At 73.2% G+C, this 24671-nt stretch carries 17 protein-coding genes and 2 pseudogenes; 5 read left to right on the top strand and 14 right to left on the bottom strand.

What is annotated here, in order from left to right:
- Positions 1 to 162: 162 nt before the first annotated feature.
- Positions 163 to 1752 carry a hypothetical protein gene (locus tag RLT57_RS26945; protein WP_311299839.1) on the top strand — a complete coding sequence of 530 codons (1590 nt, stop codon included), beginning with the start codon at positions 163 to 165 and terminating at the stop codon, positions 1750 to 1752.
- An 88-nt stretch (positions 1753 to 1840) separates the two neighbouring features.
- Here RLT57_RS26945 and RLT57_RS26940 read toward each other — a convergent pair whose 3' ends face one another.
- From RLT57_RS26940 to RLT57_RS26905, 10 genes and pseudogenes are all read right to left on the bottom strand, one after another.
- On the bottom strand, positions 1841 to 2281 hold the full coding sequence (locus RLT57_RS26940) for a hypothetical protein (RefSeq protein ID WP_311299838.1): 441 nt from the start codon (positions 2279 to 2281) through the stop codon (positions 1841 to 1843).
- 792 nt (positions 2282 to 3073) lie between these two features.
- Positions 3074 to 4018 carry a hypothetical protein gene (locus RLT57_RS26935; protein ID WP_311299837.1) on the bottom strand — a complete coding sequence of 315 codons (945 nt, stop codon included), beginning with the start codon at positions 4016 to 4018 and terminating at the stop codon, positions 3074 to 3076.
- Entirely contained in the window at positions 4015 to 5295 is a 1281-nt protein-coding gene (locus RLT57_RS26930; RefSeq protein WP_311299836.1) for a ring-opening amidohydrolase, read from the bottom strand. Before RLT57_RS26930 ends, RLT57_RS26935 begins: the two co-directional genes overlap by 4 nt.
- Before the next feature lie 2 nt (positions 5296 to 5297).
- Positions 5298 to 6725: an amidase gene (locus RLT57_RS26925; protein WP_311299835.1), complete on the bottom strand. Its 1428-nt coding sequence runs from the start codon at positions 6723 to 6725 to the stop codon at positions 5298 to 5300.
- Positions 6722 to 8074 (bottom strand): annotated as a pseudogene (locus RLT57_RS33530) (ABC transporter substrate-binding protein); the annotation flags it as partial. The pseudogene RLT57_RS33530 and the gene RLT57_RS26925, both read right to left, overlap by 4 nt.
- Before the next feature lie 292 nt (positions 8075 to 8366).
- The gene (locus RLT57_RS33525; RefSeq protein WP_399129949.1) at positions 8367 to 8660 is read right to left on the bottom strand and encodes an oligopeptide/dipeptide ABC transporter ATP-binding protein; all 294 of its coding nucleotides are present in this window, start codon (positions 8658 to 8660) and stop codon (positions 8367 to 8369) included.
- A 242-nt stretch (positions 8661 to 8902) separates the two neighbouring features.
- A pseudogene (locus RLT57_RS33520) lies at positions 8903 to 9520 on the bottom strand (ATP-binding cassette domain-containing protein); the annotation flags it as partial.
- Positions 9517 to 10425, bottom strand: a complete 909-nt coding sequence (locus tag RLT57_RS26915) for an ABC transporter ATP-binding protein (protein ID WP_311299833.1) — start codon at positions 10423 to 10425, stop codon at positions 9517 to 9519. The gene RLT57_RS26915 and the pseudogene RLT57_RS33520, both read right to left, overlap by 4 nt.
- Positions 10422 to 11378, bottom strand: coding sequence for an ABC transporter permease (locus tag RLT57_RS26910; RefSeq protein WP_311299832.1), 957 nt, complete (start codon positions 11376 to 11378; stop codon positions 10422 to 10424). The genes RLT57_RS26915 and RLT57_RS26910 overlap by 4 nt, the downstream gene beginning before the upstream one ends.
- A complete protein-coding gene (locus RLT57_RS26905; protein WP_311299831.1) occupies positions 11375 to 12529 on the bottom strand; it encodes an ABC transporter permease in 1155 nt (384 codons plus the stop codon). Before RLT57_RS26905 ends, RLT57_RS26910 begins: the two co-directional genes overlap by 4 nt.
- A gap of 271 nt (positions 12530 to 12800) precedes the next feature.
- On the opposite strand from RLT57_RS26905, the gene RLT57_RS26900 reads away from it, so the two are divergent.
- The 3 genes from RLT57_RS26900 to RLT57_RS26890 are packed head-to-tail and all read left to right on the top strand — an operon-like array spanning position 12801 to position 15546.
- Entirely contained in the window at positions 12801 to 13751 is a 951-nt protein-coding gene (locus RLT57_RS26900) for an IclR family transcriptional regulator (protein ID WP_311299830.1), read from the top strand.
- Positions 13748 to 14236, top strand: coding sequence for a hypothetical protein (locus tag RLT57_RS26895; RefSeq protein ID WP_311299829.1), 489 nt, complete (start codon positions 13748 to 13750; stop codon positions 14234 to 14236). Before RLT57_RS26900 ends, RLT57_RS26895 begins: the two co-directional genes overlap by 4 nt.
- Positions 14233 to 15546, top strand: a complete 1314-nt coding sequence (locus RLT57_RS26890; RefSeq protein ID WP_311299828.1) for a Zn-dependent hydrolase — start codon at positions 14233 to 14235, stop codon at positions 15544 to 15546. The genes RLT57_RS26895 and RLT57_RS26890 overlap by 4 nt, the downstream gene beginning before the upstream one ends.
- A gap of 234 nt (positions 15547 to 15780) precedes the next feature.
- Here RLT57_RS26890 and RLT57_RS26885 read toward each other — a convergent pair whose 3' ends face one another.
- Together RLT57_RS26885 and RLT57_RS26880 are read right to left on the bottom strand one after the other, a co-directional pair.
- The gene (locus RLT57_RS26885) at positions 15781 to 17238 is read right to left on the bottom strand and encodes an endo-1,4-beta-xylanase (RefSeq protein ID WP_399129476.1); all 1458 of its coding nucleotides are present in this window, start codon (positions 17236 to 17238) and stop codon (positions 15781 to 15783) included.
- Between the two features lie 626 nt (positions 17239 to 17864).
- Positions 17865 to 19400, bottom strand: a complete 1536-nt coding sequence (locus RLT57_RS26880; protein ID WP_311299827.1) for a cellulose binding domain-containing protein — start codon at positions 19398 to 19400, stop codon at positions 17865 to 17867.
- A gap of 252 nt (positions 19401 to 19652) precedes the next feature.
- Between RLT57_RS26880 and RLT57_RS26875 the strand changes: the two genes are divergently transcribed.
- Entirely contained in the window at positions 19653 to 22577 is a 2925-nt protein-coding gene (locus RLT57_RS26875; protein ID WP_311299826.1) for a glycoside hydrolase family 48 protein, read from the top strand.
- A gap of 71 nt (positions 22578 to 22648) precedes the next feature.
- Here the strand turns inward: RLT57_RS26875 and RLT57_RS26870 are convergent, their stop codons facing one another.
- Positions 22649 to 23485, bottom strand: a complete 837-nt coding sequence (locus tag RLT57_RS26870) for an LLM class F420-dependent oxidoreductase (RefSeq protein ID WP_311299825.1) — start codon at positions 23483 to 23485, stop codon at positions 22649 to 22651.
- A 112-nt stretch (positions 23486 to 23597) separates the two neighbouring features.
- Positions 23598 to 24590 (bottom strand): zinc-dependent alcohol dehydrogenase family protein, encoded by a 993-nt coding sequence (locus tag RLT57_RS26865; protein ID WP_311299824.1) that lies wholly within the window; start codon positions 24588 to 24590, stop codon positions 23598 to 23600.
- Positions 24591 to 24671 lie beyond the last annotated feature (81 nt).

Below are 24671 nucleotides of genomic sequence, written 5' to 3'. Positions count from 1 at the left end.
GGTGGTGGATGTATGTCAGCGGACATGCGCGGGTCCCGACGGGGGTGGTGGGGATCAGCCGCCGGGGTGGCCGCGGCACTGGTCCTCACGCTGGGCGGGTGCGGAAGTCCACCGAAGCCCGACAGCGCCGGCGCGGCCTCCCCGGCACATGACCCGGCGCCGGTGAGCGTCAAGGCCGGCCAGGCCACGACCGTGGACCTGGGCAACGGCGCGGACCTGATCATTCCGCCGGGGGCGATGACGCCGGGGGCCACCGTCAGGGCCACCTACTCCGGCACCCCCGACGGCACGTGGGGCGGCATCAAACCGACGTCCGCGCCCGTGCAGTTGGTGTCGAGCCCGCCCGACGCGATCCACGGTCTGCTGACGCTCGAGTTCCCCGTTCCCAAGCCGCCGCCCGGCGCGGACCCCGCGGCCCTGTACGGCATCTCCACCTTCGACAAGGCCACGGGCAGCTGGACCCCGTACCGGTCGACGTACGACGAGGCGCGCGGAAAGGTGGTCGCGCAGATTCCGCACTTCTCCTGGTGGAACCCGTTCTCCTGGGACTGGGCCGGGATCTTCGCCCGCGCCAACCAGGACATCGGCCAACTCGTCGGCCGCCGGGCCGCGGCGCCCTCGTGCACGTCCGGTCCGCCGTCCTGGGTCGCGTCGCTGGCCGGGATCAGCGGCGACGCCGCGGTCGCCGTGCGGTCCTGCGCCACCGCGCAGAACGACGTGCTCGACGTGGAACTGGTCAACAACCGCCCCTACGGAATGGTGCTCGGCTACGGGTCGGCGGTGAAGTGGGGATGGCACCAGGCCGGCGACACCGCCGCGGACAAGGCGCTGTACGCGGCGGCCGACTCCCGCATGGGCCCGCACCAGCTCTATCTTCCGCCGCTCGGCAGGGCGTCGGTCGGCGTCTACCGTACGTCTGCCACGTCCGTCGCGCAGTTCGTCATCAAGCCGACGGCGGCATCGGTCTTCCTCGACTTCCTCAGCGACGCCGCCGACCAGGTCCTGGGCGCGGTCCCGGACATCGGCGCGTGCGGCTCCCTGCTGGCCGGGTGGGTCCCGAGCGTCTCCGCCGGCGCACTGCGCGACACCATCGTCTCGGCCGGCGACTGCCTGGAGGACTCCTTCCGGCAGGAGGTCGCCGCGGGGAAGCTCGACCACGCCCCCGTCGACCAGCTCGCCGCCACGCTCGCCGGGCTCAAGACCGCGTCGGTGGTGGGAAAGGCGTGGCAGATCTACGGGATCTGGTGGCGGCTGGCCGACCTGTGGGCCGATGACGTGGTGGGTGACTCCGGCGGTTTGGGATCCGGGTTCTCGGTGCTCGCCAGGAGCAGCGACCCGACACCGCCCCGAACGCCCACCGTGACCCCCGGTACGCAGCCGCCCGGCCCCTCCGCCGCGCCGACCACCCCTGCCCCTGCCCCTCCCCCGCCTCCCCCTCCCCCGCCCCCGACGCCGGCTCCGCCACCCGCCGGCCGCGACGAGACCACCGGAGGCGAGACCCACACCTGGACCGACTACACCGACGCCGGCGGTCGTCCGGGGCCGGTCATGAGCGGCGGCACCACGGTCCGCGTCTCCTGCAAACTCCCCGGATTCGCCGTACAGGACGGCAACACCTGGTGGTACCGCATCGGTTCCTACCCGTGGAGCGATACCTACTACGCCTCCGCCGACGCCTTCTACAACAACGGCGCGACCTCGGGAAGCCTGGTCGGAACCCCGTACATGGACCCGGCGGTTCCCGACTGCTGAACGGTTTACGCCGACCTGGCGGGGCCGGGAGCACTTCAGCGCTCCCGGCCCCGGGCCGCTGTCCCTCCGCCCGTGGGGGGACCCGGCGTCAGGTGGCGATCGCCGGGCTGCTGTTCAGGGCCATGCCCTGCCCCTGCGAGACGCCGCCGGGGGCGAGGTCCTGGGTCCACAGAATGCCCGAGCTGGCCTGGAACGCCACCTGCAGGATGATGCCGGGTACCGCCGTGACGCTCCGGCTGGTGCCGGCGCGCATGCCCGGCTGCGTGTTGAAGTTGATGTAGTCGCCGATCTCCCACAGCAGCCCGGTACCGGCCTGGAAGGCGACCTCGTAGCCGCCGTGGGCCAAGGCGGTGATGCTCGGGCCGGTGCCCGCCGCCATCGCGTAGCCGAGCGGTGTCCCGCCGGTCTGCGGGGTGCATTTCCACAGCTGCCCGCTGTCGGCCTGGAAAACCACCGCGAAGGTGCCGTCGGGCGCGGCGGCGATGGGTGCGACGTAGTCGCCGTGGGAGACCGGCGCGCTCGGGAACATCGCGTACCAGGCGAGGTAGTGCGGGGTGCCGCTGCGGCAGTCGACGGTGTGCCGGTCTGCTCCACGCTGGGGAAGAAGAGGGCACCCTGGAGGTTGTCGATCCCGACCCAGACGGCCACGCGCCGCCGGGCCGGCAGTCCACCCATGGCTGGACCCAGTTGGACGTCACCGCTGTGACGCCGTCGTTGCCGGTGCCCCGCGCGTAGCCGGACCAGTTGCCGGATACGTGGTTGCCGTTGACGACGCCGCCGGGGCGGGCGGCCTGCCGGACGGGCGCGGGCGCGGCGGCCAGGGGCCGGGACCCGATCAGGGACCGGCCGGCCGGCCGGCGCGGAGCGGGGTCCGGACCCGGCGGCGGAAGGGGAGGCGGAGGGGGAGGCGGCTCTCGCGGCGGCGGTTCCCGCCAGCGTGAGAGCCGGGGTCAGGGCGAGAACGACAAGCGAACGCAACAGGCGCACCGGGCACTCCTCGACGTGGGTGGAACGAGGGGCCCTGCTCCGCTCCCGCCGCCGGGCGGGCCGGGAACGGACGTGCTGCGGGTCACCCGACGGTGTGCCGCCGGATCGCTGAGCAGAACCCAGCCGCGGCCCGCCGGACGGGCAACGCACATTCGTGCCGTTGCCCGTCGTTTTCTGCGCCACCCCGGCGGTACGGCGCCGCCCGCGCGGGCCGGGCCGGCGCGGTACCGGCGTGCCCGCCCCGGCGCCGCGGCCCGCGCGGTCCCGCCCAGGCCCGGCCGAAGGCGCGGGCCGCGCGCGATGCCGGTGCCGGGCCCGCGCGCCGACGCGCCGGTCAGGCGATACCCAGGCGGCGCATGGTCAGGCAGGCGAGGGCCACGTCGCAGGCGGCGACGCCCTGGACCACGGCGAGGATGCGGTCGGCGGGGGCGACGCGGCCCGGCAGGAGGCCGGCGGCCACGGCGGGGAGGGTGCCGGTGAGGTGGCCGTCCACGGCGTCAGGGGAGAGGCCGCCGCCGAGCCAGGAGGCGACCGAACCCGTCTCGCGGGCGTAGCCGAGGTCGTCGACGAAGAAGCGGTCGGCCGTCGCGGTCAGCACCTCGGCGGCGATCTCCGCGCCGCCGCCCAGCCCGATCAGCGTGCCGCCCGGGAGGAGATGGCGCGGCCGGACCGCCGGCCGCCGCGCGGAGGTGATCGCGACGACGACGTCCGAGCCGGGAGCGGCGGCGTCCAGGTCGGTCCCCGAGGTGAGGGTCACCCCGGGGACGGACTGCCCGGCGGCGAACGAGGCGGCGCTCCCGGCGCTGGTGGCCACCACCCGGATCTCGGTCAGCTCGAAGGCCGCGGCGAACGCGGCCGGTACGAAGCGGGCGATCCGCCCGGCCCCCACCAGCGTCAGCACCCGGCTGTCCGGCCGCGCCAGCAGCCGCGCGGCCACCGCGGCGGAGGCCGCCGTACGCAACCGGTGCAGCCACGTCTCCTCGACCGCGACCAGTGGCCGCCCCGACTCGCTCTCCAGCACCAGGCACCAGCTGTTGCCACCGCTCGCGTGCGTCGGCGTGACCCGCACCCCGGCGACCCCGTACCGGTCGAGCAGCGCGCCCTTCAGGCCGAATCCCCGGGTGCCGTCCCCGATCCGGGTGATCGCCGGGCGGGACAACGACAACCGCGCCTGCCCGAAGTCGGCGTAGGTCCGCTGGACGACCTCCACCGCGTCGCCGACGGTGATCACCGACCGCACGTCGGCGTCGGAAACCATGGGGAGGGCGGACAGGCTCATACGGTGCCGCCCGTCACGGCCGCGCCGGGGGCCGCGCCGGCGGAGACCGCGTCCGCCCCGCCGCCTGCCGTGTCGACCGCCGCACCGGCCGCCGGAGCAGGGGTCGCGGCCGGGGCCGGCGCCGCGGTCGTGATCGCCGCGCACAGGCCGCCGCCGTCCGGGGCCTGGTGGACGGAGTTGGCGGAGATGAAGAGCCGGCCGGTGCCCAGGACCGAGCCGGCCACTCCGCTCATCACCGACCTGACGTGTTTGTCGGGGTCGAGTTGGCTGGTCAGGACGGTGGTGCGGGCGCCGCGCAGGGTGCCGTCGTGGCGGTGGCCGACCTTGATCAGCAGGGCGGCGACGCGGGCCGGTTCGCGGACCGTGCCGTCGGGCGTCAGGTCGGCGCCCGCGGCGGCGAGGACGCGGCGGATGCCGGGCGCGTCGAGGACGTCGGCCAGCGGGCCGGAGACTATCCGCAGGTCGCCGCCCGCGCCGGGGCGGTTGCCGAGCACCAGGACTTCGACGCGGGCCGCCTCCGAGCTGGAGAAGACCATCGTGCGAGCGGAGTGGAGCGACAGGTCGCGGCCGAAGGCGGCGGGTACGACGTCGGCGCGGGCCACCTCGCCCAGCGCGAGCGCCGCGCCGAGTGCCCCGACCGCCTTCGCCTCGGCGGAGGTGACCCGGACGGGTTCGTCGTGGCCGGTCAGCGGGGTCTTGACGACGGCGAGCGCCACGTCGGCGGGGGCCAGTCCGGCGTCCGCCGCCGCTTCGGCGACCGCCTGCTCGGCCAGCCCGACATGCCGCGCGGACCCGATCTCCCCGCCGCGGATCGTCCGGCTCCGCCCGACCCCCAGGGCCAGCGTGCCGCCGCCGGCTGCCTTTCGTCCCGGTGCCTCGGCCGCCGCCGCGGCGGCGGCGCTCTCCCCCGCCGCGGGCCGGACGGCCGCCGCCTCGTCCGGCCCGCCGTCCGGATCCTGTCCCGGCCCCTCCCCCCGGCCCTCCTCCAGCAGGTCGACCAGCAGGTATCCGAACGGCGTCATCGCCCCCTCCGCGCCCGTCGAGTGCAGGAAGACCGTACGGTCGAGCAGCTTCGGCCCCCCGTGGGCGAGTACGGCCTCCCGGGCACGCCAGGACGCCAGTTCACGGGAGAAGTCGTTGACGTCGGCGCTGCCTTCGGTCTTCACCAGCAGGGCGAGCCGGCGGATCCGGTGCGGAGCGTATCCGGCCAGCCGGAAGGAGAGTTCGGCGGTGTCGCCCGGGGACGCGGTGTCGAAGGAAGTGATCCTGACGGGCATGCTCAGGCGCCTTTCGGGGGGTGGGGGACGGGCCGGCGGTCGGCCCAGGGAAAGCCGGACTCGTAGTCGCGGGCGACGTCCAGGAGCAGGCGGTCCGCGCCGTAGCGGGCGAGGAGCTGGAAGCCGACGGGCAGGCCGTCGGGGGACGGCGGGCCGGGGAGGGTGATCGCGGGGACTCCGGTGGCGTTGGCGATGCCGGTGAAAACCCGCTGGTAGGGCGGTGCGAGCTGGTCAGCGGGCCAGGGCATCGCGCCGGCCGTCGGGGTGAGCAGCAGGTCGGTGCCGGTGAAGAAGTCCGCGAGCTGGACGAACAACTCGCGGAAGGTGGTGAGCGCGGCCACGTAGTCGACCGCGGTGAGCGACCGCCCGTGCTCGACCATCGGCGGGTAGATGGCGCCGACCTGCTGCCGCCAGCCGTCGTGGTCGCGCAGCAGCCAGGCGAGCCCGGTGGTGCCGATGGTCCGCCAGTGCCGGTCGAAGCGGGCGAAGTCGAAGGGGACCGGGCCCGCCGTGACCACGTGGCCCAGCGCGGTGAGCCGGTCGGCGGCGGCGGTGAGCGAGGCGGTCACGGCCGGCTCCACCGGATGGTCGCCGAACCGCCCGACCAGCCTGATCCGCAGCGGCCGGCCGCCGGCCCCGGGCGGGTCCGGTACGCCGAGCGAGGCGCGGTCGCGCGGGTCCGGGCCGGCCACGGCGTCCAGCAGCGCGGCCAGGTCGGCGACGGTACGGGCGGCGGGCGCGACCACTTCCAGGTCGTGCAGCACCACCGGCAGACCGTCGTGGCGGGCGATCCGGCCCACGGTGGGCTTGAGGCCGACCAGCCCGCAGTACGCGGCCGGCCAGCGGATGGAGCCGCCGCCGTCGGTGCCGAGCGCCACCGGGCCGACGCCCGCGGCGACCGCCGCCGCACCGCCGCCGGTGGAGGCGCCGGTGGTGAGGCGGGGGTCCCACGGGTTGCGGGTGGTGCCGTGCAGCAGGGTGTCGACGTTGCCGAGGCCGAGGGTGAACTCCGAGACGTTGGTCTTGCCGAGGATCACCCAGCCGCCCGCCCGCAGCCGGGTCACGCACAGTTCGTCCCGGTCGGGCGTCCGGGCGGCGAAGACCCGGCTGCCCCAGGCACAGGGCATTCCGGCGACCGGGATGTTGTCCTTGACGGTGACGGGCACGCCGTCGTAGGGGCCCGCGGGGGTGCCGCGCCGCCACCGTTCACCGCTGGCGGCGGCGGCCCGGCGGGCTTCGTCGAAGGCGCGGTGGGCGAAGACGTTGAGCCGCTCGTCGACCTGCTCGGCACGCTCGATCACCGCCTCCAGCACGTCGGCGGGCGTCGCCGAACCCTCGGCGTAGGCGGCGGCGAGCTGCCCGGCCGACCGGTGCCACAGCGGCTCCGGTCCGGACCCGGCGCCGGGCTCCCCCGCGGGCCCGGCGGTCACTTGGCGGGCTCCAGCGTCCAGTAGAGGGTGACCGGTTCCGGGGTGAAGGTCAGCCCGGTGACACCGGAGGCGGCGACGAGGGTGCGGCCGGTGAGCACCAGCGGCAGGAACGAGGCGTCCTGTGCGGCGAGTTGCTGGATCCGCAGGTACGCCTGGTCACGGGCGGGGCCGGGCGCCGCCATCGCGTACCGGTTCTGCAGCCGGTCGATCTCCGGGACGCTGGTGCGGGAGAAGTTGACCACGCCGCCGGTCACGCTCCACAGCTTGACCGGGGTCTTGGCGTCCTCCACGTACGTCGACAGGGTGTTCAGCACCATGCCGTCGTCGGGACCGCCGGCGGACCGGGCGGTGGCGCGGCCGATGATGGAGGTGATCAGCGCGGCCGAGGTCTGCGGCTGGATGGTGACGTCGATGCCGAGCGGCTTGAGCGCGCTCTTGATCAGCTGGGCGGCGGTGGCGAAGTCGGCGTTCTCACTGGGGTAGCGGAGCTTGGTGGAGATCTTCGGGTGGCCGGCCTGCGCCATCAGCGCGGTGGCCTTCGCCTGGTCGCCGTAGGACTTCCAGGCCGGGGCGTAGCCGGGGGCGCCGGCGGTGACGTACGAGTCGGCGCGGGACGCCTGGCCGTAGTAGACGTTCCTCACCAGCGCGTCGTACGGCAGCGCCTCGGCGACCGCCTTCCGCACCAGCGGGTCCTTGAACGGGCCGACGTCGGAGGCGAGTTGCAGGTAGAGGTAGCTGGAGGTGTCGGCGTGCTCGACCCGGAAGCCGGCCGACTTCAGCACGTTGGTGTCGCGCGGGCTCAGGCCGTACTGGGCGACGTTGACGCTGCCGCCGCGCAGCAGGGCCGCCACGTTGCCGTCGTTGACGACCCGGAGGGTCACCGCGGCGAACTTGGGCGCGTCCAGGGCCGCGCCGGGCACCGCGGCCAGGTCGAGGGACTGGCCGGCCTGGCGGCTCTTGACGTAGTACGGCCCGCTGCCGGCCGCGTTGCCCTTCAGCCAGTCGGCGGCGATCGGGTCGCTCGCGGTGGCGTGCGCGCGGGCGGCGACGGAGTCCACGATGCCGTACCAACAGGTGCGCAGTGTCGCCACGTTGACGTCGCTGGCGTTGACCGGCTTGCCGTCGCCGTCCTGGTAGCGGATGGCGACGTGGGAGGCGTCGGGGGCGGTGATCTGGTCGGCGGTGAACACGCCGCTGTTGTTCAGCTCGACCGCGCCGTTGAGCTGGAGCGCGCGCTGGAGCGACCAGACCGCGTCGGCGGCGGTGACCGGGTTGCCGCTCGGGTAGAACCTCAGGCCCGGCCGGATGGTGAAGGTGGCGGTGTCGCCGGACAGCGTCCAGGAGGAGGCGACCGCCGGGGTGGCGTCGAGGCCGTCGGAGACCGTGTGGCCGCCCTGCGCCGAGGTCTTGTAGCCCACCAGGGTCTGGTAGACGTTCATCGCCAGCTCCTTGTCCTGGTCGGTGTTGACGTTGCCCGGGTCCATGGTGGAGATGTCGCTCGGCCAGGCGGCCACCAGCGAGGCGGGGGCCTTGGCGCCGCCCTGCCGGGTGGTGCCGCCGGCCGACGACGAGCAGCCAGCCAGCAGCGAGGCGAGGGCGACCGCGGCGGCGCACGCCAACAGGCGGGCGCGGCGCGGAGATTCACTGGTCATCGGAGTGTTCCTTCTCTCTACGCGCGGCCGAGAGGTCGACGCTGACCTGCCGGTGGGTGATGGGGCAGGCGGCTTCGTGCGTGCCGCCGAACGACAGTCGGGGGGGTCGGGCGACCGTGCAGGAGTCCTCCGCCAACGGGCAGCGGGGAGCCAGCGCGCAGCCGACCGGGAGGTCGAAGGGGCCCGGGTTCTCGCCGCTGAGCCGGACGGTCCTGGTGTGGCCGCCGTACGCGGCGACCGGCGCGGCGTCCAGCAGCGCGCGGGTGTTGGGTGCGCGGGGCACCGCAGCACGTCCTCGGTCGTGCCGGATTCGACCACCCGCCCCCCGTACATCACCTGCACCCGGTGCGCGATCCGCCGTACCGCCTGGAGGTCGTGCGAGATCAGCAGGTAGGCGATGCCATGCTCGCGCTGCAGCCGGGCGAGCAGGTCCAGTACGACGCCGCGGGTGGACGCGTCCAGCGAGGCGGTCGGCTCGTCGAGGATGACCGCCTTCGGCTGCACGGCGAGCGCGCGGGCGATCCCGACGCGCTGCCGCTGGCCGCCGGACAGTTCGGCCGGCCGCCGGTCGAGCACGGCCGCGGGCAGTTCCACGTCGGCGAGCAGCTCCCGTACCCGGCGCTCGCGCTGCTCGGCGGGCAGGCGCAGGTGCAGGCGCAGCGGCTCGTCCAGGATGGACCGGACCCGCTGCCGGGGGTCGAGGCAGGAGCGCGGGTCCTGGAAGACCATCTGCACGTCCCGGTACACCTCGCGCCGGTCCCGGAACGAGCCGACCGGACGGCCGCCCAGCGTGACACTGCCCGCGGCCGGCTCGACCAGCCGCAGGATCGACCGGGCCAGCGTCGACTTGCCCGACCCGCTCTCCCCCACGACGGCGAGCGTCTCCCCGGTCCGCAGCACGAGGTCCACCCCGTCCACGGCCCTCAGGGTGTGCCGCAGCCCGCGGCTACGGACGGTGAACTCAACCTGCAGGGCGCGGACTTCGAGGACAGGGGCGGGGCCGGGGGCGGAATCCGGAGCGGGAGCGGGGTCTGGTACGGAGCCGGGCTGCGCCGCGGGCGCGGTGCCGGCCGGGCGGCCGGCGGTGGGCTCGGCTACGGGCTCGGCTACGGGCTCGGCTACGGGCTCGGCAGGCGGGATCATGACGTACTCCCAGGGGCGTCGTCGTCGCGGGGGTCGGCGGGCGGCGCGGCGATGGGCGACGCGGCCTCGTCCAGCCGGTTGGCCGCCAGCAGGGCACGGGAGTAGTCGGCCCGCGGTGCGCGGAAGAACGCCTCCGCCGTGGCCTGTTCGACCACCGTGCCCCGCCGCATCACCACCACCCGGTCGCAGGTTTCGCCGACCACACCCAGGTCGTGGGTGACCAGGCACGCGGTCAGGCCGTCCTGGCGGGCGAGTTCGACCACGAGGTCCATCACGTCCGCCTGGGTGGTGACGTCGAGGCCGGTGGTCGGCTCGTCCAGGAGCAGCAGCCGGGGACGGCAGAGCAGGGCCATCGCGATCATCGCCCGCTGGGCCATGCCACCGGAGAACTGGTGCGGGTACTGGGCCATCCGGCGGGCCGGGTCGGGGATGCGGACCCGGGCCAGTGCCTCGGCGGCCAGCGCGCGGGCGGCCGGTTTGCGCAGTCCGTGGTGGAGCCGGGCCACGTCGGTGAGTTGGCGGCCGACGGTGAGCACCGGGTTGAGGGAGGAGCGGGCGTCCTGGAAGACCATGGCGATCTGCCGGCCGCGCAGTTCGCGGTAGCCGGCCTCGTCCAGGCCGATCAGCTCGCGGCCGTCGAAGGTGATGGACCCCTCGACGGTGAGACCGGGCGGCAGCAGCCCCAGCACGGAGAGCGCGGTGAGCGACTTGCCGCTGCCGGTCTCGCCGACCACCGCGGTGATGGCGCCGGCCGGCAGCTCGAAGCTCACGTCGCGCAGCACCTGGGTCCGCTCGCCCCGCGCGGTGCGGAAGGCGCCGGACAGGGCGCGGACGGTGAGCAGCGGAGCCTCGGTGGCAGCGGGCGGCGGTACGGCCCGGCCGGCCGCGGTCGTGCCGGCGGTCATCGGTGGTCCTCCCGTTCGATCAGGCCGTCGCCGAGCAGATAGAAGGCCGCGGCGAGCAGCAGGATGCCGAGCCCGGGGAAGAGCGAGATCCAGTAGGCGTCCGGGGCGTCCTTGCCGCCGGCGATCATCGAGCCCCACTCCGGGCTACCCGGTTCGATGCCGACGCCGACGAAGCCGAGGCTGGATACCACGATCGCCACCCACGCGGCGTTGACCGCGGCGTAGGACACCAGCGGGGCCAGCCCGTTGGGCACCAGGTGGCGGGCGAGCACCCGGGGTCCGCTGTTGCCGGCCAGGACGGCCGCCTCGGTGAACTCCCATGTCCTGCGGCCCTTGACCTCCGCCCGCAGCAGCCGCAGATAGCCGGGCAGGCCGACGAAGGCGACCACCACGATCACGTTGAGCAGCCCGGAGCCGAGGGTGGTGACCAGCAGCAGCGCCAGCAGCAGCGCCGGGAAGGACTGGAGCACCTCGGTGACGCGCATGATCACCGCGTCCGCCCAGCCGCCCCAGTACCCGGCGATCGCGCCGAGCAGACTGCCCAGCACGAAGGCGATCGCCACCGCGACCAGGGTGAGCCACAGGTCGGTCCAGGTCGCGGCGACCGTCTTGGAGAAGACGTCGGAGCCGGCCTGGTCGGTGCCGAACCAGTACCGGCCGCCCGGCGGCAGGTAGGGCAGGCCGACGCCGGGCGCCTGCGGGTCGAACGGTGTCCAGATCCGGCCGACCACGGCGGCCAGCACCAGCAGCGCCATCAGGCAGCCGCCGAGCCGGGCGGTCGGCGGGCCGCCGAAGGGCAGCAGGGGGCGGGTCCGGGTCCGCGGGCCTCCCGCGGCGGACGACGCGGCGGAAAGCTCCGCGGAAGGTTCGGCGGGCAGTTCGGAGGAGGAGCCGCCGGGAGCGGCGGCGGCCGAGGCGGGCCGCGGTACGGGCGCCGGCGCGGGTGCGGTCATGAGCGGATCCTCGGGTCGGCCAGCGAGTACGCGAGATCGACGAGGGCGTACAGGGCGACGTACACGACGGCGGCGTAGAGCACGAACCCCTGGAGCGCGGGGAAGTCGGACTGCTGGACGGCGGTCAGCGCGTACTGCCCGATGCCGGGCCAGCCGAAGACGCCCTCCACCAGCACCGCGCCGGTGAAGGCGAAGGCGACGCCGCCCGCGATCATGGTGATCACCGGGAGCAGCGCGTTGCGCAGTGCGTGGGTGCGATGGACGCGGGTCCGGCTGAAACCGTAGGCGTGGGCGGTCCTGACGTACTCGCTGCGCAGTGCCTCGACCATCCCGGACCGGGCGACCCGGGTGATCGGCGCGAAGATGCCGCAGGTCAGGACGGCGCAGGGCAGCACGAGTTGGAGTACGGCCTGGCGGGCGGTCTGCCAGCGGCCGGACAGCAGCGCGTCGAGGACGTAGCTGCCGGTGACGCCGGGCGGTGGCGGGACGCCGGCCGGCAGCCGGCCGATGGGGCCGGGCAGCCAGCCGAGGCGCACGTAGAACAGCGACAGCAGCACCAGGCCGAGCCAGAACTGCGGCATGGCGAGCGCCGCCACGGTGACGACGCGGATCGCGTGGTCGGCGGCCTTGCCGCGGCGCACCGCGCTGAGCACACCGAGCGCGGTGCCCAGCAGTACGCCGACGACCAGTGCGGGGACGGCGAGTTCGAGCGTGGCGGGCAGCCGGCCGGTCAGGTCGGCGCCGACCGGCCGGCCGGTGCCGAAGGACGTGCCCAGGTCGCCGTGCAGCAGGTCCCGTAGATAGATGAGGTACTGCCGGGGCACCGAGCGGTCCAGGCCGAGCGAGGAACGCACCTGGGCACGGGCCTCGGCTGTGGCCCCCGGCGGCACCAGCAGGCCCGTCGGATCCGGTGCCACGACACGTGCGACGACGAACGTGAAGGTGACCACGCCCCAGACCACCAGCAGCGCGCCGCCCAGCTTGCGGGCGACCAGGAGCAGGGCGCCGCGGGGCAGTCGGCCATGGGACGGGGTGTGCGGCCGGGTGGTGGCGGGCGGCTGGTGGGAACCTCCCGCGGGGGACGGCCCGCCGGGCGGTCCCCCGGGCGGATCGGCGGCCGCTCCGGCCGCCGCCACATCAGTTACAACCATCACCCCTCCTTCCCTTGTTTCCGTGAGACGGAAACGCACATTCCGTAAAGCGGATTCGACAGTATTGGAATGCCCGGGGCTGGCCGTCAAGGGCCCCGAGCTCGATGACCTCGCACATTGCTGAGCCAATGGCCCAGCATGAGGGGCCGTCATTGACAGCGGCCGAACCGGATCCGATACTCCTGAGGTATAGAGCCGAATTATGGATTCCGTATTACGGAAACAAGTTCCGACGTAACCACGGCGAAACCTAACGGGATGAGGACACGCGATGGACAAGAGCGGCGGCGAACGGCCCGGCGCCGAGCGGGTGGCTGCGGACCGGGGCGGCGCGGACAAGGGCAGCGCCGACAAGCCGATGCACGTGGTGGTGCGGGCGCTGTCGGTGCTCACCCACCTGTCCGCGTACCGGCAGGGCCTGACCCTGCAGCAGCTCCACCAGCAGCTGGAGATCCCCGTCGGCAGCATGCACCGGGTGATGAGCACCCTGGAGCACACCGGCTTCGTCAGCCGCTCACCCACCACCAAGCGGTACGTCCTCGGGCCGAGCGCCGTCAGCCTCGGGCACGTCGAGGACTACGAGCCGTTCGTCATCCAACCGCCCGCGCCGCTGATCGAGGCCGAACGGCGGTGTGGCGAGAGCGTCGTCCTCACCCAGCTCATCGACGGCCGGGTGGTCGCCGTCTCCATCGCCGGCACCAAGCGCCCGCTCCGGCTCTTCGTCCGCCTCGGCCAGGAGGTCCCGCTGCACGCCGCGGCCTCGGCCCGCGCGATCCTCGCCTACCAGGACCCGGCGTTCGTGGAGACGCTGCTCTCGTCCTACCCCCGGGCCTCCTTCACGTCCGGGACGGTACGGGAGATCAACCGGCTCATCGACCACCTGGCGGTCGTCCGCAAACGCGGCTTCGACGTCTGCGACAACGAGTTGGACGAGGGCGTCTGGGCGGTCTCCGCGCCGGTCCGGGTCGGCCCGGCCGGGCGGGTCAGCACGGCCGTCACCGTGTGCGCGGCCTGGTCCCGCGTCGCCGACCCCGCTGACCGGGCGGACGCGGCCCGCATAGTCCTCGACGCCGCGCAGGCGCTGTCCCGGGAACAGGGCTACGACGGCCCCTTCGACCCGGACCCGACCCAGGACCAGCTCACCGCCCTCCTCACGGCGGCCGACGCGGCGCCGGATCCCTTCACCGCGCGGGCGTCGTTCGCGGGCGGGGAGCGGTCGTGAGGCCGGCGGCGACACCGGCCCCCGGTGCGGGCGGCGTGGGAGGCGGCGGCCCGTTCCGCGGCGACCACCCGTCCGACGGCGGCCCGTTCCGCGGCGACGACCCGTCGGCCGTTGAGCGGGCCGGTGCCGCACTGGCCGAACTGGCCGCCCCGTACCGGCCGGACGCGGTGGTGAGCTGGAACGGCACCGCCGACGTCCTGCTCGCGCACGTGGTCGCCCGTACGCTCCGGGCCCGCCGGCGGGTGCTGGTGGAGGACCTCGGCCGGCTGATCATCGAGGACGTACGGCCCGGCGAGCGGACGGTCGTGGTGACCGGGGGCGCCGGGGCCGGCGGGGCCGGGGACCTGACGCCGCTGATCCGCGCGGTGCACGGCCACGGCGGGCGGGTCGTCGCCGTCTGCTCGCTCACCGCGCCCCCGGCGGACACCCAGCGCCCCGCGGACGTTGCCAGCGTGGACATGATCAGCCCGCAGGGGGCCGCGTGACCACCCGGGCCTCCGGGGCCGCCGACCAGGCGGTGGACGGCGGCCGGATCGACGCACACCTGGCCGCCTTCGCCGAGCTGAGCGAGCCGGGGCCCGGCTGCACCCGGCTCGCCTACAGCCCGCTGGAACGCGCGGCGCACGCCGTGTTCGCCGCCCACATGGCGGCGCTGGGCCTGCGCGTCCGCACCGACCACGCGGGCAACACGCTGGCCGAGCTCCCCGGCGCCGGCGCCGGCAAGGACCGCGGAGACGGCGGAGACGGGGACGGGGGCGGGGACAGCCGGGCCATCGGCACCGGCTCCCACCTCGACACCGTGCCGTCCGGCGGCGGCTTCGACGGCATCGTGGGCGTCGTCGCGGCGATGGAGGTCGCCGAGGTTATGGTCCGGCAGGGCGTACCGCACCGCAGGCCGTGGCGGTTCGTGGCCTTCGCCGCCGAGGAGGGCGCCCGCTTCGGCCAGGCGTGCAACGGCAGCCGGATGGCCGCCGGGCTGACCGGCGCCGCCGACCTGGCCGGCTTCACCGACGCCGGCGGCACGACCATGGCGGCGGCGATGGCCGCGGCCGGTCTGCGCCCCGACCTGGTGGACGCCTCCCGCTGGCGGCCCGAGGAATGGTCCGCCTTCGTCGAACTCCACATCGAACAGGGCGAGGTGCTCCACTCCAGCGGCGTGGGCCTCGGCGTGGTCGACGTCATCTCCGGCAGCACCCGACTGCGGGTCCGGGCCGAAGGCCGCGCCACCCACTCCGGCGGCACCCCCATGCACCTGCGCCGCGACGCCCTCGTCACCGCCGCCGAGTGCGTCCTCCTCGGCGACCGGCTGGCCCGCGACCCGGCCCACGACGGCGTCCGGGTCACCGTCGGCCGCCTCACCGTGGAACCCGGCTCGATCACCACGGTGCCGGGCGCCGCCGAGTTCTACGTCGACATCCGCGACACCGACCCCGTCCGCCAACGCGCCGCCGCCCGCGCCCTGGCCGCGGACTTCGCCGGGGCGGCCGACGCCCGCGGCGTCCGGCTGGCCACGGAGACGATCGCCGACACCGCGCCGGTCGTCCTCCCCGACCGGGTCTCCGCCCACGCCAGAGCCGCCTGCGCGGACCTCGGCCTCCCCCACCGCGTCCTCCCCAGCGGCGCGAGCCACGACGCCCAGCAGATCGGCCGCATCATCCCCACCGCCCTCCTCTTCGTCCCCAGCCACGGCGGTCTCAGCCACGTCCCCGAGGAGTTCACCCTGACCCCCCAGATTGTCGCCGGCACCCGTGCCCTGCTGGCGACCCTGCGCCGCCTGGACGGCGCGCGGGTGTGACGGGCCCGGCGGACAGCGGACCGGGGGCCGGCCCCGCGGGTGCCGGACCGGCAGTGGTTCCCGGCCCTGCGCCCGCAGCAGACGGCGCCGGCGGCGGCTGCCCGGGGTCGGCCGGCGGCGCGGGGTCCGCCGCGCCGCCGGCCGGTTGCTGCGCCGCCGGCCGGCCGCCGGGCCGCCGGTCAGCGGCCGGTCAGCGGCCGATCAGTCGTCCGTCCGCCCGGTCGTGATGGTGGTTCAGCGGGGTTGGCAGGTGAGGGGAAGGGTGGTCGGGGCCGGCCCGCCGGACGCCACAAAACCGAACGTCGTCGACGCACCCACCGCCAACTGGCCGTTGTACGGCTCGTTCACCCCCGACAACTGCTCACCCGACACCGACAGCACCGCGTTCCACGAACTCGCCACCGAATGACCCGCCGGCAGAGCCCACCCGACCGTCCACCCCGACAACGCCGCGGAACCCGAGTTCACCACCGACACCTCAACCTGGTAGCCCCCCGACCACGAACCCACCAACCGGAACACCGCAGAACACCCCGCACCGCCGGAACCGCCCGACGAGCCCGCCGAGGTCCCGGCGGACGTACCCGCCGAGGTCCCGGCGGACGTACCCGAGGACGTACCACCCACCGTCCCGCCCGACGACGCGTTCAGCGCGGTGAGCACGGCCGCGTAGGCCGGCTTCTTCGCGTAGTTGCCGTCGAAGAGCAGCGGGGTGTCACCGCTGCGCCAGGAGTACTTGTCGGTGATGCCCCACACCGTGATCCCCGCGCAACGGGACACGGCCAGGCAGGCGTTGACCACCGAGGTGTAGCTGTCGGCCTGGGCGGTGCCGGAACCGGCGACGTCCAGTTCGGTGATCTGCACGTCAACGCCGAGGTCGGCGAAGCGCTGCAGGTTCTGCTGGTAGTCGCCGGGCACCGGCGACTGGCTGTTGAAGTGGCCTTGCAGGCCGACGCAGTCGATCGGCACGCCGCGGGCCTTGAAGTCCTCGACCATGGCGTAGACGGCGTTGCTCTTGGCGTTGACCCCGTCGATGTTGTAGTCGTTGTAGCAGAGTTCGGCGTCCGGGTCGGCGGCACGGGCGGTGCGGAACGCCTCCTCGATGTAGCCGTCGCCGAGCTCGTCCTGGAACGGGGAGCTGCGCCGGGCGCCGCTGCCGCCGTCCTGGAACGCCTCGTTGACCACGTCCCAGGAGTAGATCTCGCCCTTGTAGTGCTGCACGACCTGGGTGATGTGGTTGTCCATTGCCGACTTGAGGTCGGTGGCTCCCAGCCCGCCGACCCAGCTCGGAAGTTGGGAGTGCCACACCAGCGTGTGGCCGCGGATCTTCATGCCCTGGCTCTGCGCGTGGCCGACGATCTGGTCGGCGGAGCCGAAGGTGAAGGTGTTGCGGGACGCCTCCACGGCGTCCCACTTCATCTCGTTCTCCGGGGTGACCGCGTTGAACTCGGCGTCCAGCGTGGCCGCGTACGGCGCCTCGCCGAGGTGGTTCGCCGCGACCGCGGTGCCGAAGTACCGGCCGTCGGCGGCGGCCGACGCGCCCAGCGTGTCGGCCGCGTGGGCGGTGCCGGTCAGCGCGACCAGGCTGACGGCGGCCAGCGCGCCGGTCACGGCGGTGGCGAGAGCGAACCGTACGCCGTGGCGACGGCGTCGGGTGGCCTGGATACGGCCGTGGGGGGATGGCTCGATCACTTCCGACCTCTTCCTCTGGCAGTCCGGCGGGGCGCAGTACGCGCCGACCGGACAGGTGGGGGGCCATTCGCGAGGGCCTCGGCAGCCACGGGAGGTGGAGCCGCGGGTGCGGCGTGGCTGGGCGGGAGGTGGATCGTTGGCAACGATGAACCCAGGTCATCGAAACGTCAAGGCCCCGTTGTCGAGACATTTCGATCACCACACTCTTCGGCTCACCCGACTCACCGCACACCCTTCGCCACCTGGGAGCCGCCCCCATGAGGGAATCCCGGGCTATCGGCGAACCTCCCCGTCCGCAGCAGCCATTGCGGCCGACGCTGCGGAATTCCTTGACGCCCTCGCCGGGCGGTCCTGTGTTTCCCGAAACATTCGCATGAGCATCGAAACTTTCGATGCGCCGAGCGCCCTGTCGCCCGGCCGTCGCCCGCCTGCCGCCGGCCGGAGGAAGGGGGAGTCTTCCCCCGGCCGACGGCACCGGATAGAACACCGTCATGTCCCGCACGTGGCGTCCGGCGGGCCGGTGCCCACCGCCCTCCGCCGCACCCGCCAACCCCGCCGGACGACCGGCGCGGTGGCGTTCCCGGCCACGTCGTTCGCGGCCGGGAACGCCCCGGCGTGACGGACGGTCAGCCCAGGGCCGCGAGGTGGTCGCGCAGCCCGATCCCGTACGCCGTCGGTGTGCCGTCGTAGGACGAGATCAGCGAGGGACCGGAGGAGCAGTCCCAGGTGTTCCAGGTCCAGCCGAGGTAGGACAGCTGGTGTGCGTCCAGCCAGTTCATGAACTGGTCGGTGAAGCCGTGCGAGCAGGTGTTCTCACCAATCTCGGTGGCCGCCAGCGGCACCTGGGCCGCGACCGGTGCCAGCTGGGTGTCCCAGCAAGAGGCGGACGAGCAGGTGTTGAAGTTGTACACGTGCACGACCGCGCCCAGGTTGCCGGTGGGGTCGACCGGCTTGTGGGTCAGCCAGCCGGTCAGGTCGTTGGAGTAGGCCACGCCGCCGAGCAGGATCACGTTCTGCGCGCCGGTGCCGCGTACCGCGTCGACCAGGGACTGCATGCCCGCCACCTGGTAGTCGATACCGGGGCAGGTGCCGCCGTCCCGCCAGCAGGTCCAGGCCTGCTCCGCGGTGGAGGTGGCCCGGTCCGGATACGGCTCGTTGAACATCTCGAAGACCACCGAGGAGTCGGCCTTGAAGGCGTCGGCCACGCCGGTCCAGAACGGGATCGCGTACTGCGCGTCCGGCATCGGCTTCTGGCAGGTGGCGTTGACGTCCGAGCAGCCCGCCGAGTTGCCGGTGTAGGTGCCGTGCGTCCAGTGCAGTTCGAGGATGGGCGTGATGCCGTGAGCGACCAGGCGGTCGACGTAATCGGTGATCGCCGCGATGTAGTTGGCGCCGGCGTCGGCGGTCGGCACGTACGACAGCCCCTCCCAGCAGTCCTCGTTGAGCGGCACCCGGACCGCGGTGACGCCCTGCCAGCTCTTGATGGCGTCGATCGAGGCGTCGTCCACCGGGCCGTCGAAGATGCCCCGCCCTTGGGCGCACATGAACTCGGTGCCCGAGCGGTTGACGCCGTGCAGCACGACCTGCTTGCCGGTCGAGTCGACCAACTTGTTGCCGGAGACGTGGAGTCGGGGCGGAGCCTGGTCGCCGCCGGGCGACGTGGTGGGAGGCGTCGTGGGAGGCGTGGTCGGCGGCGTGGTGGGGGGTGTCGTCGGCGGGGTGGTCGGCGGGGTGGTCGAGTCGGCGTTGCACAGCGTCCCGTTGAGCCGGAACGACGTCGGCGCGGGGTTGCTCCCGGACCAGTTCGCCAGGAAGCCCGTGCTCAGCGTGCCCCCGGTGGCGATGGTGCCGTTGTAGGACAGGCTCGCCACGGTCACCGTGCCGCCGGACTGCGTCCAGTCCCCGTTCCAGCCCTGGGTGACGTGCTGGTTGCCGGGGAAGTCGAAGGTCAGATTCCAACTGGTGGTGGCCGCCGCGTTGTTGGTGATGGTCACATCACCCTGGAAGCCCGAGTCCCATTGGCTGACCACGGAATAGGAGACCGCGCAGGCCGGCGCCGCGCCCGAGGCGGTGGTGCCCAGGGCCGGCAGCAGGGCCGCCGCGGCCGCTGCGGTGGTCATGGCGCCGATCGCGAGTACCGCGGCGCGCGTTGGTCGTCGCATGTGCGACTCCTCAGAAAGTGGGGGGATCGATGAATGGACGCGCTCCCACTGGTCCGCCGGAACCATAGCGGCAAGCCCACGCGCCCGATAGGGGTGAGGCGTTGACCCATTTGAGAAGACATGCTTTCAACTGGGCTGGAAAGCGGTCCATCTGACGCCTTGACAGCATGACCGCGTGGATCGATCGTGGGAGCGCTCCCACTGGTTCAGTTATCCATCCCCCCACCACGAACCGCGAGGAGGACCTCTCGCATGCCTCGAGGAAGACCGTTCGGAAAGCGGATACGACGGCTGGCCACGGCGTTCGCCGCCGCGCTGGCCCTGCCCCTGGCCATGACGGCCGCCGGAGGCGGCCCGGTGGCGCACGCCGCGGCCGTCCAGTGCAGCGTCGACTACACGACCTCTGACTGGGGCTCCGGCTTCACCGCCAACGCCAAGATCACCAACCTCGGCACCACCGCCCTCAGCGGCTGGACGCTGACCTACACGTACGCGGGCAACCAGACGCTGCAGAACGGCTGGAACGGCACCTGGTCGCAGTCCGGCCACAACGTCACCGTCGTCGCGGCCGACTGGAACAAGACCGTCGCGGCCGGTGGTAACGTCACCGCCAGCGCCAACTTCGGCTACAGCGGCACCAACACCGCCCCCACCGCCTTCGCGGTGAACGGCACCGTCTGCGGGGGCGCTCACCAGCCGCCGCTGCCGGTGCTGACCAGCCCGGTGGCCGGGGCGGCCTACAGCGCGGGCGCCACCGTCCCGCTGGCCGCGACCGCGGTCGCGGCGGACAGCGCCACGATCACCAAGGTGGAGTTCTACAGCGACAGCACCCTGCTGGCCACCGACACCACCGCGCCGTACTCCTTCGACTGGTCGGCCGTCCCGGCGGGCGACTACTCGGTCTACGCGAAGGCGTACGACAGCCTCGACGCCTCGGCCGAGTCCACCCCGGTCGGCCTGCACGTGGCCGCCGGACCCTCGATCGTGGCCAGCCCCGCCTCGGTCGCGGTACAGCAGGGCAAGACGGGCACGTTCGCGGTGCAGCTGTCCGAGGCGCCCGCCGCCAACGTGACGGTCACCGTGGCGCGGGCGTCGGGCAACAGCTCGCTGTCGGTGCAGTCCGGCGCGAGCCTGGTCTTCACCCCGGCCAACTGGAACACCGCGCAGACCGTCACGGTCGCCGCCGCGGCCACCGGCACCGGGGCGGCCGCCTTCACGGCGACCGCCACCGGCTACGCGGCGGCCAGTGTCACGGTCACCGAGATCGCCGCGACCAGTGACTACGACGCCCGGTTCCTGACGCTTTACGGGAAGATCACCGACCCGGCCAGCGGCTACTTCTCCCCCGAGGGCATCCCGTACCACTCGGTGGAGACGCTCATCGTGGAGGCCCCGGACTACGGTCACGAGACCACCTCGGAGGCGTACTCGTACATGATCTGGCTGCAGGCGATGTACGGCCAGGTAGCCGGCGACTGGACGGAGTTCAACGCGGCCTGGGCGACCATGGAGAAGTACATGATCCCCCAGCACGCCGACCAGGCGACGAGCAGCTTCTACGACCCGAGCAAGCCGGCCACCTACGCCCCGGAGCACCCGCTGCCGTCGGACTACCCGTCGCAGCTGGACGGCGGGGTGTCGGTCGGTGTCGACCCGATCGCGGCCGAGCTGAAGTCGGCCTACGGGACCTCCGACATCTACGGCATGCACTGGCTGGAGGACGTGGACAACGTCTACGGCTTCGGTGACACCCCCGGCGGCGGCTGCGAGGCCGGTCCGACGGCGGCCGGGCCGTCGTTCATCAACACCTTCCAGCGCGGCGCGCAGGAGTCGGTGTGGGAGACCGTGCCGCAGCCGACCTGCGACGCCTTCACCTACGGCGGCAAGAACGGTTACCTCGACCTGTTCACCGGCGACTCGAACTACGCCAAGCAGTGGAAGTTCACCGACGCTCCCGACGCCGACGCCCGCGCCGTGCAGGCCGCGTACTGGGCGGACACCTGGGCCAAGGCGCAGGGCAAGGGCGCGGACGTGGCGGCCACCGTGGCGAAGGCCGGCGAGATGGGTGACTACCTGCGGTACTCGTTCTTCGACAAGTACTTCAAGAAGATCGGGAACTGCACGAGTCCGTCCTGCCCGGCGGGCACCGGCAAGGACAGCGAGCACTACCTGCTGTCCTGGTACTACGCCTGGGGCGGCGCGAGCGACACCTCGGCCGGATGGGCTTGGCGGATCGGCGACGGCGCCTCGCACTTCGGCTACCAGAACCCGCTGGCCGCCTACGCGCTGACCACCGACCCGGCCATGGCGCCCAAGTCGGCGACCGGCAAGGCGGACTGGAGCACCAGTCTGAGCCGGCAGCTGGAGTTCTACCGCTGGTTGCAGTCGAGCGAGGGCGCGATCGCCGGCGGGGCCACCAACAGCTGGAACGGGGCCTACGAGCAGCCGCCGGCCGGCACGCCGACCTTCTACGGGATGGCGTACGACTGGGAGCCGGTCTACCACGACCCGCCGTCGAACCAGTGGTTCGGCATGCAGGCGTGGTCGATGGAGCGGGTCGCGGAGTACTACCAGCAGACCGGGGACGCCAAGGCCAAGGCGATCCTGGACAAGTGGGTGACCTGGGCGATCTCGCAGACCACTATCAAGTCGGACGGCACCTTCCTGATCCCGTCCGAACTGCAGTGGACCGGCGCGCCCGACACCTGGGATGCCGCCAGCCCCGGGGCCAACACCGGTCTGCACGTGACCGTCTCCGCGTACGGTGACGACCTGGGCGTCGCGGCGGCCTACGCCAAGACGCTGGCCTACTACGCCGCCAAGTCCGGCAACGCCGAGGCGCAGAGCACGGCCAAGGCGCTCCTGGACGGCATGTGGAACAACTACCAGGACCCGCTGGGCATCGCCACGCCGGAGACCCGTACGGACTACAGCCGGTTCAACGACCCGGTCTACGTCCCGTCCGGGTGGACCGGCACCATGCCCAACGGCGACAAGATCAGCTCCGCGTCCACCTTCGCCGAGCTCCGCTCCTTCTACAAGAACGACCCCAACTGGTCGAAGGTCCAGGCGTATCTGAACGGAGGCACGGCGCCGTCCTTCACCTACCACCGCTTCTGGGCGCAGGCGGACATCGCTCTGGCGATGGGGGCGTACGCGCTGCTCTTCAACGCCTGATTTGCGCACTCCCCCGGCACCGCCCGTGCCGACGGCCCGCCCCCACCGACCGGTGGGGGCGGGCCCCCGCGCTACTCCCCCTTGAGGCGGGCGCCGAGCAGGGCGGCGATGTCGGCGGTCATCTCGACGGCCGCGTCGTACGGGAGCGGCCGGGTCCAGAACAGGACGCGGTCGATACCGGCGCGCTCGTAGGCCGCGACGTCCTCGGGCATGCCGCCGAACAGGGTGACCGGGATCGGCTGGTCGGAGCCGGGCTTGCGGACCTCGCGCTTGAAGGTGACGATGTCCTGGAGCACCGTCGGCCGGACCATCGGAATCCACTCGTCGCCGTAGGCGACCACGCGCCGGGCGACGTTCGGGCCGTTGCCCGCGACGAGGATCGGCGGGTAGGGCCGCTGCACCGGCTTGGGCCACGAGGTGATGGCGTCGAAGTTCACGAACTTGCCGTGGTACGTGGCGACGTCCTTGGTCCAGATCTCACGCATCGCCTCGGTGCGTTCCCGCATGACCTCCCAGCGGTCGTCGGGGTCGACGCCGTGGTTGCGCATCTCCTGGTTGATCCAGCCCGGACCGATGCCGAAGTTCATCCGGCCCTCCGACAGCACGTCCACCGAGGCGACCTGCTTCGCGGTGACGATCGGGTCCCGTTCGGGCACCAGCACGACGGCGGTGCCCAGTTGCAGGGTGGTGGTGGCCTCGGCCGCGGCGCCCAGGGCCACGAACGGATCCATGCCGATCTTGAACTCCTCCGCCAGTCCCGCCACGTCGTAGCGCTCGGGAGTGTGGGCCGGGATGTGCGTGTGGTCGGGGTAGAACAGCGAGTGGTACCCGCGGTCCTCCAGCAACCGGCCGAAGTCGCCCGGGCGGATGGCGTCCTTGGACGGGAACATGATGAATCCGAACTTCATGGTTGAGAGATCTCCTGGGGTGGCTAGCGGAAGGAAACGAAGATACGGCCGAGAAAGACGAAAAAAGAGGAAAAGACGAAAAGTGCCGGGGCGGCGGAAGGAGCGGCGGCCGTCAGCCGACGTTGACGACCACCTTGCCGACCTGGGTGCCGGTCTCCAGGTAGCGGTGGGCGTCGGCGATGCCGGAGAACGGGAACGTCCGGTCGACCACCGGGGCGAGCGCTCCCGAGACCAGGCCGGCCGTGATGAAACCCTTCGCCTTCTCCAGCCGGGCCGGGTCCTTGGTGATCTCGAAGAGGGTGTAGCTGCGCATGCTGTAGGCGCTCATCCTCTCCACGCCGGGGAACGGGGTGGGCTGGCCGCTGAGCGTGCCGTGGATGACGTGGAGGCCGCCGGGTGCCACGGTGCGGGCCAGGTCCCGCACGCCCGGCCCGGCGACCGCGTCGAAGACGAAGCGGGCCCCGGCGCCGCCGGTCGCCTCCAGTACCCCCTCCACCAGGTCCTCCTTGTCGGTGGCGACGACCGCGGCGGCGCCGAAGCCGGCCAGTTCGTCCCTTTTGGCGCTGCTGCGGGTGACCGCGATCGGCTGCCCGCCGACGTGGTTGACGAGCCGGATGGCGGACAGTCCCACGCTGCTGGAGGCGGCGTTGATGACGACCGCGTCGCCGGCCCGGATGCCGCCGATGTCCACCAGCGCGCCGTAGACGGTCAGCAGGGCCATCCAGGCCGCCGCGCCGGTGGTGGCGTCGACGCGTTCGGGGCGGACGACGACCGCCGCGGCCGGGACGATCACCCGCTCGCCGTAGACCCCGTACTCCCTCATGGAGAAGGCGGGCACCACGCTGACCGGCTGTCCGGCCGCGAGCCCGGTCACGCCGGGGCCGGCGGACTCCACCGTTCCGGCGCACTCGTAGCCGATCAGCGACGGAAGCTCGCGGGGCTGCTCGATGTAGCGGCCCTTGCGGAAGTTGACCTCCGCGCGGTTGAGCCCGATGGTCTCGACCCGGACCAGGACCTCGCCGGGCCCCGGCTCGGGCACCGGCAGGTCCTCGATGGTGAGGACGTCCGGTCCGCCGAACTCGTGGAAGCGCACGGTGAGTGACATGTTTCTGCTGTTCCTCTCATGATGGGTCAGGTGCTCGGAGCGCTGTGGTTCGCCCGCGCCGGCGGTGGCCGCGCGGTGTCG

Source organism: Streptomyces sp. ITFR-21, assembly GCF_031844685.1.
In the GTDB taxonomy this organism is placed as follows: Bacteria; Actinomycetota; Actinomycetes; order Streptomycetales; family Streptomycetaceae; genus Actinacidiphila.
This window is presented reverse-complemented; position numbering and strand designations above follow the sequence as displayed.

What these genes read in the sequence shown, in the direction of transcription:
- RLT57_RS26940 (WP_311299838.1), bottom strand. Translation starts at nt 2,281, where the DNA reads ATGTTCCCGAGCGCGCCGGTCTCCCACGGCGACTACGTCGCACCCATC.
- RLT57_RS26935 (WP_311299837.1), bottom strand. Translation starts at nt 4,018, where the DNA reads ATGAGCCTGTCCGCCCTCCCCATGGTTTCCGACGCCGACGTGCGGTCG.
- RLT57_RS26930 (WP_311299836.1), bottom strand. Translation starts at nt 5,295, where the DNA reads ATGCCCGTCAGGATCACTTCCTTCGACACCGCGTCCCCGGGCGACACC.
- RLT57_RS26915 (WP_311299833.1), bottom strand. Translation starts at nt 10,425, where the DNA reads ATGACCGCCGGCACGACCGCGGCCGGCCGGGCCGTACCGCCGCCCGCT.
- RLT57_RS26910 (WP_311299832.1), bottom strand. Translation starts at nt 11,378, where the DNA reads ATGACCGCACCCGCGCCGGCGCCCGTACCGCGGCCCGCCTCGGCCGCC.
- RLT57_RS26905 (WP_311299831.1), bottom strand. Translation starts at nt 12,529, where the DNA reads ATGGTTGTAACTGATGTGGCGGCGGCCGGAGCGGCCGCCGATCCGCCC.
- RLT57_RS26900 (WP_311299830.1), top strand. Translation starts at nt 12,801, where the DNA reads ATGGACAAGAGCGGCGGCGAACGGCCCGGCGCCGAGCGGGTGGCTGCG.
- RLT57_RS26880 (WP_311299827.1), bottom strand. Translation starts at nt 19,400, where the DNA reads ATGCGACGACCAACGCGCGCCGCGGTACTCGCGATCGGCGCCATGACC.
- RLT57_RS26875 (WP_311299826.1), top strand. Translation starts at nt 19,653, where the DNA reads ATGCCTCGAGGAAGACCGTTCGGAAAGCGGATACGACGGCTGGCCACG.
- RLT57_RS26870 (WP_311299825.1), bottom strand. Translation starts at nt 23,485, where the DNA reads ATGAAGTTCGGATTCATCATGTTCCCGTCCAAGGACGCCATCCGCCCG.
- RLT57_RS26865 (WP_311299824.1), bottom strand. Translation starts at nt 24,590, where the DNA reads ATGTCACTCACCGTGCGCTTCCACGAGTTCGGCGGACCGGACGTCCTC.